The following is a 16,502-nucleotide window of genomic DNA, read 5'->3' as shown; positions in this document are numbered from 1 at the left end:
AAAGCCGGGATCAGATGATTACAGCAGATTAACAGTCAATACTGCATATTTTGCAGATGCATCTATTATTATGAAAGTTCCGAAAGGTGTCTTTTCTCCTCCGCCTCAAGTAGAGTCTGCTGTGGTAAAGGTCTGCCCAAGGCCAGCTCCTTTTACAGTAACAAATAAGGATTTCTTCCTCAAGTTCGTAACAGCGGTTTTTACCAAAAGGCGCAAGAAAATAAAGAACGCTATTGTAGAAAGTAACCACATGTTAGGTATACACAATGTCAAGCAGGTTGTTTCCAGGCTACCGGAGGACCTGATGAAACTACGGCCTGAGAATCTGGACCCTGCCCAGCTTGCTGCACTGTCCGATAGTATACTTGCAATGCAGCAGGGGACATGATGCCCTGCATCAGCTACAGGAACGCGTGTGTGAAATTTGCTGAGGATGTTTACGAGCCTGCAGAAGATTCCTTTTTGCTTGCCGATGCTGCACTTAAATTTGCAAAGAAAGGCATGAAGATCCTGGAAATAGGCACAGGTACAGGTTTTGTTTCTGCGGTCATACGGTCAAACCTGGATGTGGACCTGCTTGCTACGGACATAAATCCCCATGCTGTGAAATGTGCTTGTGATAATGGAGTTCTGACCATCAGGGCCGACATGTTCTCTGCTTTCAAGCCGCTCAAGTATTTTGATATGATCATTTTCAATCCTCCATACCTTCCCACTTTAGAAGAGGATAAGGTTCCCGGCTGGCTCAACTATGCTTTTGATGGTGGTGTTGATGGTACGGGACCTCTCTGCAGGTTCCTTGAAAACGTCTCTCTCCATCTTTGTTCCACCGGCATCATACTACTTTTGATCTCATCGCTTACAGGAATTGAAAAGACAAAGCTCTTGATGGAAGAAGCAGGCTTTGGATCGGAAGTTGTGGTAAAAGAAAAGTGTTTTTTTGAAGAACTGGTAGTCTTAAAGGGCATCCTGAGGGACAGACCTCAGAAAAGATGAAGTGATCCGGCAAGATCACATGAACGAATCTATCAATTCATCTACCAGGGTCTGATCTTTAGGCCTACTAATAAGAGTTCCTTCTCCAAGCACACCAAATCCGTCTTCAAGGGTAGGCTTTTCTTTCTTGTAAAATATCCCTATAGGTATCCGGTCTCCCCATTCAAGCGATCTCTCAAAAGCCTTTATCCGGTCATCAGGCACATACCCTTCTTCATCAAGCCTGTATACTCTTTCTGCATACCACTTGAATGTGTTGAGTTTATTAAAGGATACGCACGGTTGCAGGATGTCCACCAATGCAAAACCTCGGTGCGTAATCGCTTCTTCCAGAATGCCTGCCAGATGTTCGATATTTCCTGCATATCCCCTCGCCACAAAGGAACAGTCCAGGGAAATGGCAAGAGCAAGCGGGTTTAGAGGTGTATTTACCACTCCATGGGTCTGGACCTTGGTCTTCATACCAAGCTCACTTGTAGGAGATGCCTGTCCTTTGGTAAGGCCGTATATCTGGTTATCGTTAACAATGGCAGTTATGTTCGGATTACGTCTGATGGCATGGATCAGGTGATTACCACCTTCTCCATAAGCATCCCCATCGCCACCTACTGTGAGGACCGTCAGTTCATGGTTAGCTATTTTTGCCCCGGTGGCCGGAGGCAATGTTCTTCCATGCAGCCCATTGAACGTATTACATTTCATATAATGGGGAAGTTTACCTGCCTGTCCTATGCCGGACACCATGAGAACTTCATGCGGCGCCTTACCCATGTTCACCAGTGCTTTCCTGATAGCTTTAATTATTCCAAAGTTCCCGCATCCTGGACACCATTCGGTCTCAATGTCAGGATAATCCTCCATTGTAACCATCAGATCACCTTCTTCTCATGCAGGGCAAGTATTACATATCCCGGGGTGAAAGGCATACCATCGTACCTTAGCAGGTTCATATCAACAGATATGTCTGCTTCGGTTTTCAATAGCTTTGCGAACTGCCCTGTTGCATTACTCTCCACACATACAGTAGTTCCTTTCCCCGTTATCATATTCCTTATCTCTTCCCTGTTAATAGGGTATATATGTGTGAAATGTACGAGGTTCAGACTTTGTCCTTCTTCATTTAGCAGTTCCACTGTTTCTGCAAGGGGTCCATATGACGATCCCCATCCAATAAGAGTAACATCTGCTTCCTGAGGTCCGTACACCTCAGGGCCTTCCATTTCCATTGTAAGCCCTTTAAGTTTCCTCATTCTCTTTTCCATCATAAGTATACGATTATCTGCTGTCTGGTCAATGTGTCCCTCCTCATTGTGTTCATCACTATCCGCAACTACAAGGTGCTCACTCTGACCAGGCAGTGCACGGGGCGAAATGCCATCAGATGTGATGCTATAACGCTTGTATGTGTCCATAGTTCCCAGTTCATCATCTGATAACAGATGTCTATCGATGGTGATCTTTGAAGCATCGAACCGCTCGCAAGTGAACTGGGCATCTGCAAGGTATTGGTCACTCATGATAAACACAGGGATCTGGTACTTGTCCGCCAGGTTAAAAGCCTTCGCCGTGAGATAAAACGCATCCTCGGGGGTCTTCGGGGCAAGTATGCATCGGGGAAACTCTCCCTGGGAAGCGTGCAATGCGAACAACAGGTCCCCCTGTTCGGTCATTGTGGGCAGTCCGGTAGCAGGCCCGGGGCGCTGGCCAAAGAATATTACGGCAGGGGTCTCTGTCATACCTGCCAGCCCTAAAGCTTCAGCCATAAGGCTGAATCCACCTCCAGATGTGGTGGTCATGGCTCTGGCACCCGCAAAAGATGCACCTAATACCATATTAAGGGCGCTGATCTCATCTTCCGCCTGTTCGACTATCACATTGAACTTATCTGCATGTGCAGCCACAAAATTCATCACTCCGGTGGAAGGGGTCATGGGGTAAGAGGCAAGGAATTGCACGCCTGCCGCAAGCGCACCAAGCCCTACAGCATCATTCCCATCTATTAACATCTTCCTTGAAGTTCTGCTGGCCTTTTCAAAAGAGTATTTACACTTGCCCTTATAGTTATTCTGCGCATGATCATAGCCAGCTCTTGCGGCCAGTATATTACTTTGAATTATTTCTTCTCCTTTTTTTGAGAACGTATCTCTTAACACATCTTCCAGATATCTCAATTCAAAGCAGAGCAAGCCCAGGACAGCCCCCATGGCCACAGTGCTTGTATATAACTTGCTGCCGCCAGTCTCTTTTGCTATTTTCTGGAATGGCACATCAAATAGTTGTTTGTCATAGCTGGGAATTTTAAATTCTTCTGCGTCCAGGAGTAAAACACCATCACTCAGCTCTTCCATGTATTTTTCAACAGACATTCTGTCCAGTGCGATCAGCATATCCAACCTGTCTGACATCGCTCTTACTGGCCTGTCGCTCACCCTTATTTGGAAATAGTTGTTCCCTCCCCGAACCCTCGATAGATAGTACTGTGTTGAAAAAACGTGCAGCCCACTTTTTTGGAATGTCTTTGCCAGCGCAAGGCCTATGGTTTGTATACCCTGTCCGGCTTCTCCTCCTATTCGTATGCTTATGTCGTGTTCCATTTACTTCCCCCTTTAAAGCTAAATGTATCCTCTGATGTTTGCGATGAACACATGGGATCAAAGATGCAAATTCAAAATCAGCGCATCCGGTTATCATAATAATATTGAGGATATCCGCTTATATCATTTACCCATAATTTTTACCGGCGATGCTTCGATCTTTCTTCTCAGCTATTCTCTGCTGGAATAGCCATCTATATATACCTCTAATTATAATAAACAAACTATAATTAATCTCTAATATGGAACCCAGTGATAGAATGGAACGCGTCCCCACAGGCATAGAAAACCTTGACAAAAAAATAGGTGGAGGCTACCCACAAGGAAAAGGGATACTTTTAACAGGTGTTCCGGGTACCGGTAAGACTATATTTGGACTCCATCTGTTGTACCAATCCTGTTCGGATGGTAAGAAATGTGTGCTTATAGCAACTGAAGAGTCGCCCGAGGATCTCCTGGAGCAAGCAGGGATGCTTGGCTTAAAACTGGAGCCTTTTCTGGAAAATGGCCTTCTTAGTATCAAGCAGGTCCTGGAAATAAGGGCAGGAGCAGTGGCCAGAGCTGCTCATATTGTAGATGGGTTCAACAACACTGAGATCGATCTTATTGAAGAATGTGAACTGGACAGATCTTTCAGGCATGATCAGGTGGGTTTCAATATTGGTACGATGGACCTTGTCGATGTGGTAAAACTAATTCCGGATGATGCCAAAGTGGTAGTTGTCGACAATGTTGGAGTTCTTGCCTTTGGTCTTGACATCAAGCAGTTCAGGGATAAGTTCGACACTCTCAATCGTGTACTATCCGCTAAGCAGATCACTGTAGTATATGTAATGGACGATGCTGCATACCAGTTAACTCATCAGATAGCTGATTACTCGACCCATGGGGCTATAAAATTGTTCGTGAAGGAAAACCCATATACAGGAAAAATGGAACGTTTCCTTAGTATCCCGAAGATGCGTAGTACGTCGATATCATTGGACTTTATCTTATTTGATATCACTGCGACAGGAATCCAGTTAAAGGGCTCCAAAGGTAAGCTTATAGATGTGGGTTAAGGTGTGTGGTATCAATGAGTTCCAAGATATGGTCCCTGTACCACACAGCATTATCATTGCAATGGAGTGACCAGCTTCTTTCAAGGTACACGTGGATCAGCATCTCATTGAAGATGTATAGAAGGCAGCAGAATCTATCGATATGGGGTGAATAATATGCCAGATGAACCAAAACCTAAAGTGCTTATAGTAGATGATGAGCCCATGAACGTGGAACTTTTGCAGGCATATTTGGGCTCTGAATACGTGACAGTTTCGGCTTCTAATGGCAAAGAAGCACTTGCAAAGGTAAATGAAGAAAAGCCGGACATTTTACTTCTTGATGTAATGATGCCGGAAATGAATGGCTATGATGTATGTAAGCTTATCAGGTCTGCTGAAGGCACTCAGCTCTTGCCGGTAGTTATGGTGACAGCGCTCTCTAACAGAGAAGACCGGATAAGGGGTGTAGATGCCGGGGCGGATGATTTTCTTATAAAACCAGTGGATAAAGTGGAACTAAATGCAAGGATCAGGTCCCTTCTTAGAATTAGACATCTGCATAACAGTTTGCAACAGGAAAAGGACAAACTCGAGATGCAGAACCGTGTCAGATCTGTGCTTACAAGGATAATCCCCACTCTTTTTAAAACCATTCCATTAGAACAGAAGAACATGATCATTCACCAGATGACAAATATGGTCGTGGAATCAATGTTAGAGGGTTTAATGGGGTATGAGGGTATTAACAGTAAAGATAATCCTCTTGGGGATGCTTGCTGCATGCTGATGAACCAGCTTGGAGGCAGTTTTGAATCAAAACCCAATGCAGAAAATCATAATTCGTTTTACTTAAAAGGAACCAGGTGTCCCTGGGGTGCTCAGGAAGCACAGTTAAATCCCGTCCTGTGTAATCTTACAAGAGGTGCTTTTGCAAGACTGGCTGAAAGAATAGATTATGAAATGGACGTGGAAGTACTTTCAACTATGGGTAACGGCGACGAGGAATGTATTTTCAGATTCAGCAAGCAAGACTGATCAGCCACTGAATATTTTTTTAACTGCTTAGCAGGTCAAGTATCCTTATGGCAAGATGTGCTGCATTTGCACCATTGTCAATACCCACGCTGGCTACAGGCACACCTGGAGGCATCTGAGCAATGGATAATAATGCGTCCAGTCCCATCATTTTTGCACTTACTGGAACTCCTATTACCGGTTTTTTTGTTTTCGACGCAATAACTCCCGGTAATGCGGCAGAGAGGCCTGCAATTGCAATAAATACCTTTGCACTGCTTCCTGCAATGTATTCATCAAGTGTATCAGGATTGCGATGTGCTGAGATCACCTGTATGTCATAAACGTACTTGCTCTCGTCCAGTACTCCTGTTACACGATTGGCTATGGCACGATCTGATTCAGATCCCATTATGACTGCTATGTCTACCATTATATACTTCCTCAGGGGAATTTACCCTTTCCGCTAAGCTCCTGCTGGTGTTCTATGCTCATTTCAATAAGTATCTTGAATATCGATCTCACAGGATTTGTATCAAGATTGAATTCTATAGCATTGTCTACTGCCCTCTCAAGGACAACTTTGTTCTGGGCCTCGTCATTGATCGGCAGACCTGACTTCCTCTTTGACTCAAGTACTTTTTCCGAAAGTTCTGTACGTTTCTTGATAAGATCAACTATGTTCCTGTCAATACGTTGGATCTCAGCACGTACTTCTTCAAGTGAGCTCATTATTACTCCCGGCAGCAAGTTTTTTTGCCTCTTTATTATATATCTTACTGCTTATCAGGCTTCCGCTTATTCCCAGCTGGGACCAGCTTTCCTTTAGTTTTGAACAGGACACATTGTCCACAAGTGCAACATAAGATGGTCCAGTGCCTGAAAGTGTAACGCCTTTAACTCCGGCTTCCAGAGCCAGCATCATTGGTTCTGTATCAAAGCCCAGAGCACTGCAATAAAGAAATCCATTAAGGGTCATTGCCTCTTCATAGTTTCCCTCCAGGGCTAGCATATAGGCCATATCTACCCACGGAGCGATCAATCGTGAACGAGATACATTGGTAGCTGAGCTGAAGGCTTTTCTGTCAGGTGCAAAGATGATAACATCCTTTTCCTTCTTTTCCCTGCGCTCCAGTTCTTTAAGTTTGTTATCCGTAACCACTACCCCTCCAAAAAAAGAAGCACATGCATCATCAAAGGCACCAGTGATGCTGACACCCACATCCAAAGCAGCTTGCACGCCCAGTTTTACGGCATCAATAGGTTCCATTTCTTCGGCGAGTGCATCCAGTGTGGCAAGGACCGTGGCGTTAGCAGCTGCACTGCTGCTTTTCAATCCGCTGGCAAGAGGTATTTCACTTCTTGTTCTTACTGAACCTTGCATCTGGACATCGAAGTACTGCATTACCAGTTCTACAGTTCTTTCTATAAGCCGTGTATCTGCTTCAGGCTGACCTTCAATAGTTCCTGAAATTTTTCCCAAGCCACTATTTAGTTCCACGTCGGCAAAGGTCTTTAGGTCCACTGCAAAAGCCGCGCCTTTCCAGGTGGAGATCGCATTTACTATAGTACCTGCTCCAAGAGCATATGCATGTCCTGTATAGGTCATAACACCTCTATTTTTTGTACAGTCTTTTTCCTTTAATTGTTCTACCAGTGGGTAGTATACACGATCATATTTAAAATGTGGTCCGAACAATGAGCATATTTAATAACCAGTTGTTGCCGCTTGTAAATTAGAACGATAATTTTATAACAGATACATGTTACTATAATAGCGACCTCAGGTAGTATAATATGTCAAGAACTGGAGCTATTGTATTTATTACACTACTGTTGGCATCAACGGGCAGAATATGCCCTAGCAGACAGACGGGATGCATTCTGTACTGATATCCGGCCAGATGAGTTCAGGCATGTTGCCAGAATGGCCACGATAATGGATCGTCAGTTCCAGAACAGAGATGTTTGTAACAGGTGCCTTTAGAGGAAGGGATTCTTATTGCATTGGACCTTCAATTTACAATGCATGCTATAGGCAGGATTACGGAGTAGATCAGATGAATGAAGTAATGTTTGGAACAAAAGACGACAAGCAACTTATGTATCTTCCGGAGAAGTGCATAGGATGTGGAACTTGCGTCATGGCATGTCCGAAAGGAATCATCACCATCGGTTCCGTGGGGGCTGTTGCCAGGGGCCTTATTGACAAGGACTACCTGGAGAATGATCCTTCAGGCTGTATAATGTGTGGCATATGTGCCAAGACCTGTCCCACAGGTGCATTGGAAATGCGGCAGGCTGGCAAATCGATCAATGATAACACATATCTCAGTTTTGTGCTTAAACCAACAACTGTCAATGAGAACTGTGTCCACTGCGGATTATGCGAGCAGATATGCCCGCAGGGATGTATAGAGGTCAGGCAGTGGCTGGCATCTGATGGCAGTGCGAAGGTCGATGGTGAGACAAAGATAGATAACTCATGCTGTGTACATTGCGGATGGTGTGCTTCCGTCTGTCCTGCAGATGCTATCACTGTACAGAAACCGTTTGCGGGAACATGGGTAAGGGATGAGGCTACCTGTACTGCCTGCCGTTCATGTGTTGACACATGTCCATGTAATGCGCTTTTTAACCCGGAATGGGAAGCCGGGGAGAGAGTGGATAAGGTGGCCCAGCGCGCAGACGTATGTATCTATTGCGGGGCCTGTGAAATGGCCTGCCCCGTGGATGCTATTACTGTAACCAAGACCCAGATAATCCCCGAAGTGGATAAGAAAGCCATCATCGAGAAAAAGTTGCTTAACGTCAAGGCACCGAGACCCACTCTCACTTCTGTGCTTATGACCGATGAAGAAGCCTGCCTTGGATGCGGTAACTGTGTTATCATGTGCCCGGTCAATGCTCAGGATAATAAGAACCTTGCAGCCGGCTATCTCAACGAAGTGGAAAGCAAGAAGATCCTTGAGGTGAGGAATGGTACTGTCAAGGTTGTCAATCAGGATGTCTGTGGCTCAGATGGTGCGTGTGTGATGATCTGTCCCGTGAACGCCATCTGGTTAGAGAGAAGGGAGTGTTAGATATGGCTGGAACGATTGCAATAAAGAATGGTTATGTGTTCGATCCCCTCAATGAGGTCAAAGGGGAAAGGATGGATGTTTTCATCAGAGACGGAAAGGTCGTGAGAGAGCTTTCTGCATCTGAGATGGATAACGCAAAGGTCATAGATGCCAGCGGCATGACCGTAATGGCTGGTGGTGTGGATTCCCACTCACATGTTGCCGGTGCGAAAGTAAACAGTGGCAGGCTAATGAGGCCGGAGGACCACTACAAATGTTACATGAAGAAAACCCCTCTTACCCATTCCGGTTCAGGTTACACTGTTCCTACTGTGTACCTGGGTGGATATGAGTATTCCAAGATGGGATATACCACTGTATTTGAAGCAGCAGTACCGCCCCTTGAAGCCCGTCACACTCATGAGGAAATGCGTGCAACACCCATGGTGGATATGGGAGGCTACCTTGTACTGGGGAACAACTGGTTCCTTATGAGGTACATGAACGAGGGTGATTTTGACAAGGCAGCAGCCTACGTAGCATGGATGATGAGGACCCACAAGACATACGGTATAAAATGTGTGAACCCAGCAGGTGTGGAGAACTGGGGATGGGGAGAGAACGTCAATTCCCTTGACCAGGCGAACATACACTTCGAGGTCACACCCACGGAGATCATCAAGAACCTGACCGAGATCAATGAGCACCTCGGTTTCCCAATGCCACTGCATCTGCATGCAAACAACCTTGGACACCCGGGCTGCTGGGAGATCACAAAGGAATCTCTCAAGATCCCAAGCAACGTAAAAGGTAAGCCCAATGTGGACGTGGAATGGGCAGAAACAAAGATGAATGCAAAGAGGCACGAGTCCGTTTACCTGACACACTGCCAGTTCAATGCGTTCGGTGGAACTTCATGGAGAGATTTTGAATCCGGTGTAAAGGGCATAACAGATTATGTCAACGGCAAGGACCATGTAGTAATGGACAGTGGTTGTGTGCCATTCGGTGACGCAACGGTCATGACCGGTGATGGACCTGCGATCCACGATCTCTATGTGCTTACAGGTAACAAGTGGTCTAACACGGACGTGGAATGCGAGTGTGGTTCAGGTGTACTGCCATTCACATACCTAAAGAGCAATCCTGTGCACAGTGTGCAATGGGCAATGGGTCTGGAAGTGCTGTTGTACGTAAAGGATCCCTGGAAGTCCATCATGACAACTGATAGTCCCAATGGTGGTCCATTTACAAAGTACCCACTTGTTATGGCATGGCTGATGTCCCTCAAGGCCAGGCAGGACACCATGGCGGAATGCCACAAGTGGTCCCAGGACAGGAGCGGCCTGGGCGGTGAGGAGAGAGAGATGTCTCTGTATGATCTTGCGATCCTGACCCGTGCCAACCCAGCAAGGACAATTGGTATGGCATACAGGAAGGGAACCCTGGGTGTGGGAGCTGACGGTGATGTGGCCATTTACAACATTGATCCGAAGAAGCTCGATGTGAACGACTATGAGAGCCTTATTAGGAACCTGCAGAACTCTGAGTACACTATAAAGGACGGAGAGGTCGTTGCCCGCCAGGGTGAGATCGTGGCAATTCCGGAAAAGAGGACCTATTATTCTGACATCAAGGTCCCGGATGCTGATGAAAAGCACATGCTTGAAGATGTAAAGGAGTGGTTCAGGTACTACACCTTAGGCTTCTCTAACTACCCGACGCCTGAGAGGTACCTGGCAAACCCAACTCCGATGACCGTGAATCCGTTGAGGTGAGTCAATGGCAGAAGTTACACTTAGACCAAAAAATGATATTGATATAATGGTGGAAGCAGAGGTCATAACTCCTGACCATTTCGCCGGCAAGAATGCAAAGGAAATTGGTGAGCTGGTCGTATGGCAGGGCCCAAAGGAGTTACCTCTTTCTGATTTCTTTGATGTGCAGGGTAATGGTGGAAGCTCTGCACAGGAAACCACCATCATTGTAGATGGTGATGTTCCAAGGATAAAGAGAATAGGGCAGCAGATGACCTCCGGCAAGATAGTCATAAAGGGCAATGCAGGGATGCATGTTGGCTCCGAGATGGCCGGGGGTGAGATCGTTGTAGAGGGAGATGCCGAGTCATGGGCAGGCATGGAGATGAAAGGCGGCCTGCTTCATATCAAAGGTAATACCAAAGACCATGTAGGTTGTGCATACCGTGGCAGCTGGCATGGTATGACCGGCGGTCGTATCGTAATTGATGGCAACGCAATGAACCAGGTAGGCGGCGGTATAAGCGGCGGAGAGATCATCATCAATGGTAACGTGGACAATTTCTGTGGCATCCGTGCCAATGGCGGCCTTATCGTTGTGAAGGGAGATGCCTTCAGGACCGTGGGTGCTGAGATGACCAACGGTATTATTGTAGTAGGCGGCCACATATCCAGGTTCACTCCAGGATTCCAGTATCAGGCCACGGAGAAAGACCTCAAGTTCGGTGATGTCGAATGCCCGGGCGAGTACAAGAAGTTCGCAGGTGACTATGCAATACCCCAGAAAGTAAAAGGCGTAATGTACGTATCAAGCGAGTTTAACGGGGGTCTGTAAAATGGTATGCATTGAAGCGTTACTTAATACCGGAAGTACCATAGATGAAGGAAGGCTGGCCAAGGGCGGTGACAAATACTCTGACGCATACACAAAGGAGTGTGCAGTCTGCTGGCTCAACGAAGTTGATTACGCAGCACTGGGATTCCCTGAGAAGGTAAAGGTCATAAGAAGGGACGGACAGCGTTCAGTTGTAGTATATACCAAATGTACCAACGACATGAGGTGTGGACAGGTCTTCATGCCAAGGGCAATATGGGCCAATGTGGTAGTAGAGCCGTCCACGTTCTCCACAGGTTCACCTCTATACAAGGGAAGCCTCGTGACCATCGAGCCTGCTGAAGGCGAGGTGCTCAGTGCTGAAGACGTTGTTCTTAAGGTGTACATGGGAGGTGAATAAAATGGTTGCAAAGAACATTATATGCCCGGTATGCGGTGCATCATGTGACGATATCATTGTGGATCTCAAAGGTAACACCATCGATGTTCAGAACGCCTGTAAGATGGGCAATGCCAAGTTTCAGGAAGTTGTGAGCCATCACAGGATAAGAGAACCTATGGTAAGGGAGAATGGCAAGCTGAGGCCTGCAACATGGGATGAGGCTCTGGACAGGGCTGCTCAGATCCTGGCCAACTCCAGAAGGCCTTTTTTCTTCATGGGTAGTGAAACAGCCATTGAGGCGCAGGAAGTTGGTCTGCATATGGGAGAATATCTTGGTGGCGCAGTCGATTCTAATGCCACGATTTGCCACGGACCCACTGCAATGGGTATCCAGGAAGCAGGCAGGTCCGGATGTACGGCCGGACAGTCAAAGAACAGGGCAGATATCATCATCTACTGGGGAACCAATCCTCTGGAATCCATGCCCAGGCACATGTCCAGGTATGGTGTCTTCCCAAGGGGATACTGGACCAAGAGAGGCAGGTTCGATCGTACGGTCATTACAGTGGACCCGCGCAAGACTCCCACAACAGTTGCATCTGACCTGCATGTGCAGCTCAACCCCAACACAGACTATGAACTGCTGAGTGGACTGTTCACCATAATCAATGGGAAAAAGCCACATCCTTCAGTGGAAGAGATAACCGGTATTCCTATTGAGGTCATGGAACAGGTCGTCACCCTGATGAAGGAGTCTAATTTCGTGTCCATCTACGTAGGACTGGGTGTGTCCTCATCTTACGGAAAGCACAGGAATATCGAAATGGCCCTGAACATGGTAAAGGAAATGAACAACTATACAAAGTGTACTATAGGGGCACTGAGAGGTCATTGCAACGTCGCAGGTTTCAACCAGCTCGCATCTTACCTCTATGGGTATCCCTTCGGCCTCGATTTCTCAAGGGGCTATCCGAGATACAATCCCGGAGAGTACACCTGTGTGGACCTGCTGAGGGACAAGGATACGGACGCTGCACTGGTGCTCAGTGCTGATCTTGTATGCCACATCCCTGCAGATGCCGCAGAGTACATGGCACAGATACCCACTATCTGCATTGACATTGCGCCATGTCCTACCACCACGGTATCTGAAGTGGTGCTGCCCGGTGTCATCGATGCGATGGAATGTGATGGTACTTTCTATAGGCTTGACGATGTGCCAGTGTACTTCCAGCCGTTCACGGAATCTCCGTTCCCTTACACAAAGAGCAACGAAGATACTATGAAACAGCTTTTCGACAGAGTGAAGAAACTTAAGGAAGCATGAAGAAGAACCAGTACACGGGTAATTCTTCTGTAAAGAGGGAATTCGGCAGGGGCGAATGTGTCGCCCCTTCTTCCCTATATACAACTATAGCGTGCACAGAGATCTCCGGCAGCCAGAGAAAACAAATAGAAGCGGATGTTATCATTGAAGAGGTATTTGACCTTTTCATCAATGATGTCCACCTCACTACTTTTTATGCGAGTCCCAGGGAACTTGAGGAGCTTGCAGTTGGATTCATGGTATGTGAAGGCTTTATCGGCAGGGATGATATCCAGAACATACTTTCCATTGATATAGGTCCTAAGAGGATAGATTGTAAGATCAATATCGATGTTTCTCAGCTTTTCGATCTCGGACGTGTGGAAAGGTGCGGTACGACCCTTTTTACTCCCAGGAACCGTCCCTTATTGCCAAAGGATGTGTTTTTCGTTCCACAGGTGATATTCAATGCAGTAGGAAAACTGAAAGAATGGGGCAACGCATGGAAAAAGACCGGTGGCGCTCATTCTTCACTGGTATGTGATCCATCAGGTAATATTCTGGTATTCTGCGAGGATATAGGACGTTCGTGTTCTGTGGACAAGGCGGTTGGAAAAGCATTGCTTGAAGGCATAGATATTTCCAGATGTGCGCTTGTCACTACAGGCAGGCTTGCAGGTACTATGGTTTCAAAGGCTATAAATTCTGGTTTTCCTCTCATGGCCAGTAAAGGCGCAACTGTGAAAGAAGCAGTGTTACTTGCACAGGATGCAGATCTGACCCTCGTAGGTTTCGTGAGAGAACCTAATATGTATGTATATAGTGGGGAATATCGATTGATATATGCGTGATTTTATTGTTTTTTGTAGTATTTTCCGGGGATAAATGAAAAGAACTATATTCGATTAAAACTTACAACCATCCGAGTAAGTAACACTTTTAGTAGGATTATTGTTACAATTTTTCAAAAAGGTGATATATATGAGCGAAAAGATCGGTATCCTTGCCATAGGTCATGGCAGCAGATTGCCCTACAACAACCAGGTAGTTACTGAAATTGCAGACATGATCGCAAAAAAACACCCTGAATATGTTGTAAAGGCCGGATTTATGGAAATGAGCACTCCCTCAGTGGAAGAAGCATTACTTTCATTTGAAGATAGCGGTGTGAGCAAGATAGTTGCTGTGCCTGTATTCCTTGCATCGGGCGTGCATATTACTGAAGATATTCCGGCTATATTGAAACTGGACCCCGAAACCAATCAGGGTAACATTCAAATGAATGGCAGGCAGGTAAGTATCCTCTACGGCAAGCCCCTTGGAAGCGATGAGCTCATTGCCGATCTGATCTTCAAGAGAGCGCAGGAAGTTCTCTGATCATAGCTGTGTTACAGAACACAGCATCTTTTTCTCACATTTGGAACACAATTTATTATTCAACTGGGGTTTTTCTACAAGAACCCAAATATCAGGTGCTTGTATACTGAAACTGGGAACAATTGGTATTTTGGTCTGCAATAAGTAAAATCAAAAGCCTGTGTTATGTTAAATTTAAATATTACTTTACGAAATCTTATATTATGAAGAACACTGAACTATCTGAAAAGCTTATAAAAATACTGGAACTTAGATATGAACCAGTGGCTGTCAAATTAATAAAGAAGGGACAAAAAATCCCGGAAGGGTTCACGGAACCTGCAAATAACATCAGGCACTGTCAGTCCATTATGAGGGCAAGGAACGGTGAATCGTTTATAATGCCTGCTGAGAAACATGCATGTGTCGTGGGTGCATCAAGCCTGGGTCTGGTTCCAACTCCCCCTAAGGTAAAATCAGGTGAATTCCATACGAATCTTGCAATGTTCGAATGTACCGATGCAGCTGCAAATATGATCTCCCAACGCTCTGAATTGGAAGAGGGCAGTACAGTTGCTACAGTTGTTGGTCCGTTGAAGGATTTTGAATTTGAACCTGATGTTGTGGTGCTGGTGGATGTCCCCGAAACTCTTTACTGGCTTATTCCGGCAGCTACTTTCTTCGAAGGTGGAAGGCAGGCATTCAGCACAGCAGCTTTCCAGGCAACATGTGTGGATTCCACTCTCATCCCCCTGCTCACAGGTAAGATGAACATGAGCCTTGGATGTTTTGGGTGTCGCAGGTCCACAGATATCAAAAATGAAGAAATGATCGCAGGAATACCGTATGTAAACCTCGGAAAAATGGTGGAGGCACTTGAGAAGATACATGGAGGGCCAATGCAAAAAGCAAGAAAGAAAGAGGGTTAAGAAATTACTCTTTCTTTAGTTCCCTATCAATTTCAATTTACCGAAACTACTGTAACAGGCAAGAAACTGTTTTGAAATACTTTTTTAAGAAAAGGTGATGTTCAGTTACTGAACATCGTTCTTGCAGATGCCACAAGCCCTGGCAACATGTCCACAGGTATGCTTATGATCATCTCATCGTCTTTTATTTCGGTGTACTTGCGGCTGCCGCTGCAGCCCACGGTCACACCTGCTTCTCCTGAGAGAAAGGGATAAGCTACGCCATCTGCACACACGCTCTGTTTGCCTGCAAAACTTGCATTGACACGTCCTCCACTGTTGTGCAACAGTGCCTGTGACAGTTCCATTACCTGTTTAGGATTCGTAATGATCAGGATAACATCAGGATCGAATGTTGCATTCTCCAGAGGTGAATACAATACAGCTTTTACGGAATGTGCTGGCACCCGCGGTACTTTTTCCATTGTGCTTTTAGCAGCATCCATGGAACCGAAATGGTTTAGGTGATAGTACACTTCTCCGGTCTTCAGCTTTTCACCCATTTCGGTAAGTCCCATCACCGCCGCTCCGCCTTTGCACATGTGATCATCAATGATCGCATAGAACTGAGACCCTTTTCTCCTTACGTTGTCCACCATCTGGCAATGCCTTGTATTCTCTGTTATTCTTTGCACGTCAGAAGGCAATTCTTCATCCGCTTTAACAAGACGTACGGCGACAGGTGATGTTTTCAGTTGGAGTGTGTCTATAAGTTCTTTTCCTAATCTCTGGATCTCTTCGTTGTTCATGCGATCTTCTCCTGTGTCGATCATAGGTTTTGGTCGGCTGTGCGAATAATGTGCAAAGGGATATATGTAGTTTATCAATCAGGGATTCTGTTAAGTTAAGGAGTACATAAAAGGCAGATCTAAAAAAATATGAAAATTTCCGGCCACAGTGCCAATAATGGCCGGATCAGCACGCTCAGACCTTCTGGACAACGTCCAGCACTATCTGATTATCTCTGAAATCCGCTACTACGGTAGAGCCTTCTGCAACCTGGCCCGAAACTATCAGTTTTGCCATCTTTGTTTCCACCTCGTTCTGTATTACACGCTTAAGTGGCCTGGCACCGAAGGTCTCACTGTAGCCTACCCTGCCCAGGTATTGTTTTGCTTCATCCGTGATCTCCAGCTGTATCCTTTTGTCCCTGAGCCTTGCCACAAGGTCCACCACCTTGAGGTCTACT

Annotated in this window: 18 protein-coding genes and 1 pseudogene; 12 read left to right on the top strand and 7 right to left on the bottom strand. The window is 46.0% G+C overall.

All coding sequences use genetic code 11. From position 1 onward, the window contains the following. Together AB7U21_RS04690 and AB7U21_RS04685 are read left to right on the top strand one after the other, a co-directional pair. A partial coding sequence (locus AB7U21_RS04690; RefSeq protein WP_428387369.1) for an rRNA adenine N-6-methyltransferase family protein occupies window positions 1-388 on the top strand: 388 nt, incomplete at its 5' end. Continuing rightward, window positions 385-996: a HemK2/MTQ2 family protein methyltransferase gene (locus AB7U21_RS04685; protein WP_428387367.1), complete on the top strand. Its 612-nt coding sequence runs from the start codon at window positions 385-387 to the stop codon at window positions 994-996. The genes AB7U21_RS04690 and AB7U21_RS04685, both read left to right, overlap by 4 nt. A gap of 15 nt (window positions 997-1,011) precedes the next feature. Here the strand turns inward: AB7U21_RS04685 and AB7U21_RS04680 are convergent, their stop codons facing one another. Continuing rightward, a complete protein-coding gene (locus tag AB7U21_RS04680) occupies window positions 1,012-1,866 on the bottom strand; it encodes a 2-oxoacid:ferredoxin oxidoreductase subunit beta (RefSeq protein ID WP_428387365.1) in 855 nt (284 codons plus the stop codon). Beyond that, window positions 1,866-3,590 carry a 2-oxoacid:acceptor oxidoreductase subunit alpha gene (locus AB7U21_RS04675; protein ID WP_428387363.1) on the bottom strand — a complete coding sequence of 575 codons (1,725 nt, stop codon included), beginning with the start codon at window positions 3,588-3,590 and terminating at the stop codon, window positions 1,866-1,868. The genes AB7U21_RS04680 and AB7U21_RS04675 overlap by 1 nt, the downstream gene beginning before the upstream one ends. Before the next feature lie 242 nt (window positions 3,591-3,832). On the opposite strand from AB7U21_RS04675, the gene AB7U21_RS04670 reads away from it, so the two are divergent. Then, window positions 3,833-4,651 (top strand): RAD55 family ATPase, encoded by an 819-nt coding sequence (locus tag AB7U21_RS04670; RefSeq protein WP_428387361.1) that lies wholly within the window; start codon window positions 3,833-3,835, stop codon window positions 4,649-4,651. Window positions 4,652-4,807: 156 nt separating this feature from the next. Continuing rightward, the gene (locus AB7U21_RS04665; RefSeq protein WP_428387359.1) at window positions 4,808-5,668 is read left to right on the top strand and encodes a methanogen output domain 1-containing protein; all 861 of its coding nucleotides are present in this window, start codon (window positions 4,808-4,810) and stop codon (window positions 5,666-5,668) included. A gap of 19 nt (window positions 5,669-5,687) precedes the next feature. Here the strand turns inward: AB7U21_RS04665 and AB7U21_RS04660 are convergent, their stop codons facing one another. The 3 genes from AB7U21_RS04660 to AB7U21_RS04650 are packed head-to-tail and all read right to left on the bottom strand — an operon-like array spanning window position 5,688 to window position 7,256. After that, window positions 5,688-6,080: a 5-(carboxyamino)imidazole ribonucleotide mutase gene (locus tag AB7U21_RS04660; RefSeq protein WP_292352808.1), complete on the bottom strand. Its 393-nt coding sequence runs from the start codon at window positions 6,078-6,080 to the stop codon at window positions 5,688-5,690. An 11-nt stretch (window positions 6,081-6,091) separates the two neighbouring features. Next, entirely contained in the window at window positions 6,092-6,379 is a 288-nt protein-coding gene (locus AB7U21_RS04655) for a chorismate mutase (RefSeq protein WP_333787434.1), read from the bottom strand. After that, the gene (locus AB7U21_RS04650; protein ID WP_428387356.1) at window positions 6,366-7,256 is read right to left on the bottom strand and encodes a shikimate kinase; all 891 of its coding nucleotides are present in this window, start codon (window positions 7,254-7,256) and stop codon (window positions 6,366-6,368) included. Before AB7U21_RS04650 ends, AB7U21_RS04655 begins: the two co-directional genes overlap by 14 nt. A gap of 451 nt (window positions 7,257-7,707) precedes the next feature. Here AB7U21_RS04650 and AB7U21_RS04645 point away from each other — a divergent pair, with 451 nt between their 5' ends. The 8 genes from AB7U21_RS04645 to AB7U21_RS04610 all read left to right on the top strand — a co-directional run bounded on the left by AB7U21_RS04645 (window position 7,708) and on the right by AB7U21_RS04610 (window position 15,274). Further along, window positions 7,708-8,730, top strand: a complete 1,023-nt coding sequence (locus tag AB7U21_RS04645) for a 4Fe-4S binding protein (protein WP_428387354.1) — start codon at window positions 7,708-7,710, stop codon at window positions 8,728-8,730. A gap of 2 nt (window positions 8,731-8,732) precedes the next feature. Continuing rightward, window positions 8,733-10,487: a formylmethanofuran dehydrogenase subunit A gene (locus AB7U21_RS04640; RefSeq protein WP_333787432.1), complete on the top strand. Its 1,755-nt coding sequence runs from the start codon at window positions 8,733-8,735 to the stop codon at window positions 10,485-10,487. A 4-nt stretch (window positions 10,488-10,491) separates the two neighbouring features. Continuing rightward, entirely contained in the window at window positions 10,492-11,301 is an 810-nt protein-coding gene (locus tag AB7U21_RS04635; RefSeq protein WP_333787431.1) for a formylmethanofuran dehydrogenase subunit C, read from the top strand. A gap of 10 nt (window positions 11,302-11,311) precedes the next feature. Next, on the top strand, window positions 11,312-11,701 hold the full coding sequence (locus tag AB7U21_RS04630) for a molybdopterin dinucleotide binding domain-containing protein (protein ID WP_292352857.1): 390 nt from the start codon (window positions 11,312-11,314) through the stop codon (window positions 11,699-11,701). Between the two features lies 1 nt (window position 11,702). Beyond that, entirely contained in the window at window positions 11,703-13,010 is a 1,308-nt protein-coding gene (locus tag AB7U21_RS04625; protein ID WP_428387351.1) for a formylmethanofuran dehydrogenase subunit B, read from the top strand. After that, window positions 13,007-13,840 (top strand): formate dehydrogenase accessory sulfurtransferase FdhD, encoded by an 834-nt coding sequence (gene fdhD / locus AB7U21_RS04620; protein ID WP_428387349.1) that lies wholly within the window; start codon window positions 13,007-13,009, stop codon window positions 13,838-13,840. The genes AB7U21_RS04625 and fdhD overlap by 4 nt, the downstream gene beginning before the upstream one ends. 130 nt (window positions 13,841-13,970) lie before the next feature. After that, a complete protein-coding gene (cfbA, locus tag AB7U21_RS04615) occupies window positions 13,971-14,366 on the top strand; it encodes a sirohydrochlorin nickelochelatase (protein WP_333787428.1) in 396 nt (131 codons plus the stop codon). A gap of 203 nt (window positions 14,367-14,569) precedes the next feature. Beyond that, complete coding sequence (locus AB7U21_RS04610; protein WP_333787427.1) at window positions 14,570-15,274, top strand: DUF169 domain-containing protein; 705 nt, start codon at window positions 14,570-14,572, stop codon at window positions 15,272-15,274. Between the two features lie 101 nt (window positions 15,275-15,375). Here AB7U21_RS04610 and AB7U21_RS04605 read toward each other — a convergent pair whose 3' ends face one another. Together AB7U21_RS04605 and AB7U21_RS04600 are read right to left on the bottom strand one after the other, a co-directional pair. After that, window positions 15,376-16,062, bottom strand: a complete 687-nt coding sequence (locus AB7U21_RS04605; RefSeq protein ID WP_428387346.1) for a DUF169 domain-containing protein — start codon at window positions 16,060-16,062, stop codon at window positions 15,376-15,378. A gap of 175 nt (window positions 16,063-16,237) precedes the next feature. Beyond that, window positions 16,238-16,502: pseudogene (locus AB7U21_RS04600) on the bottom strand (hypothetical protein); the annotation flags it as partial.

The organism is Methanomethylovorans sp., assembly GCF_050177135.1.
Taxonomy (GTDB): domain Archaea; phylum Halobacteriota; class Methanosarcinia; order Methanosarcinales; family Methanosarcinaceae; genus Methanomethylovorans.
The sequence above is the reverse complement of the archived record's forward strand: the minus strand, read 5'-3'. Positions and strand labels throughout refer to the sequence as shown.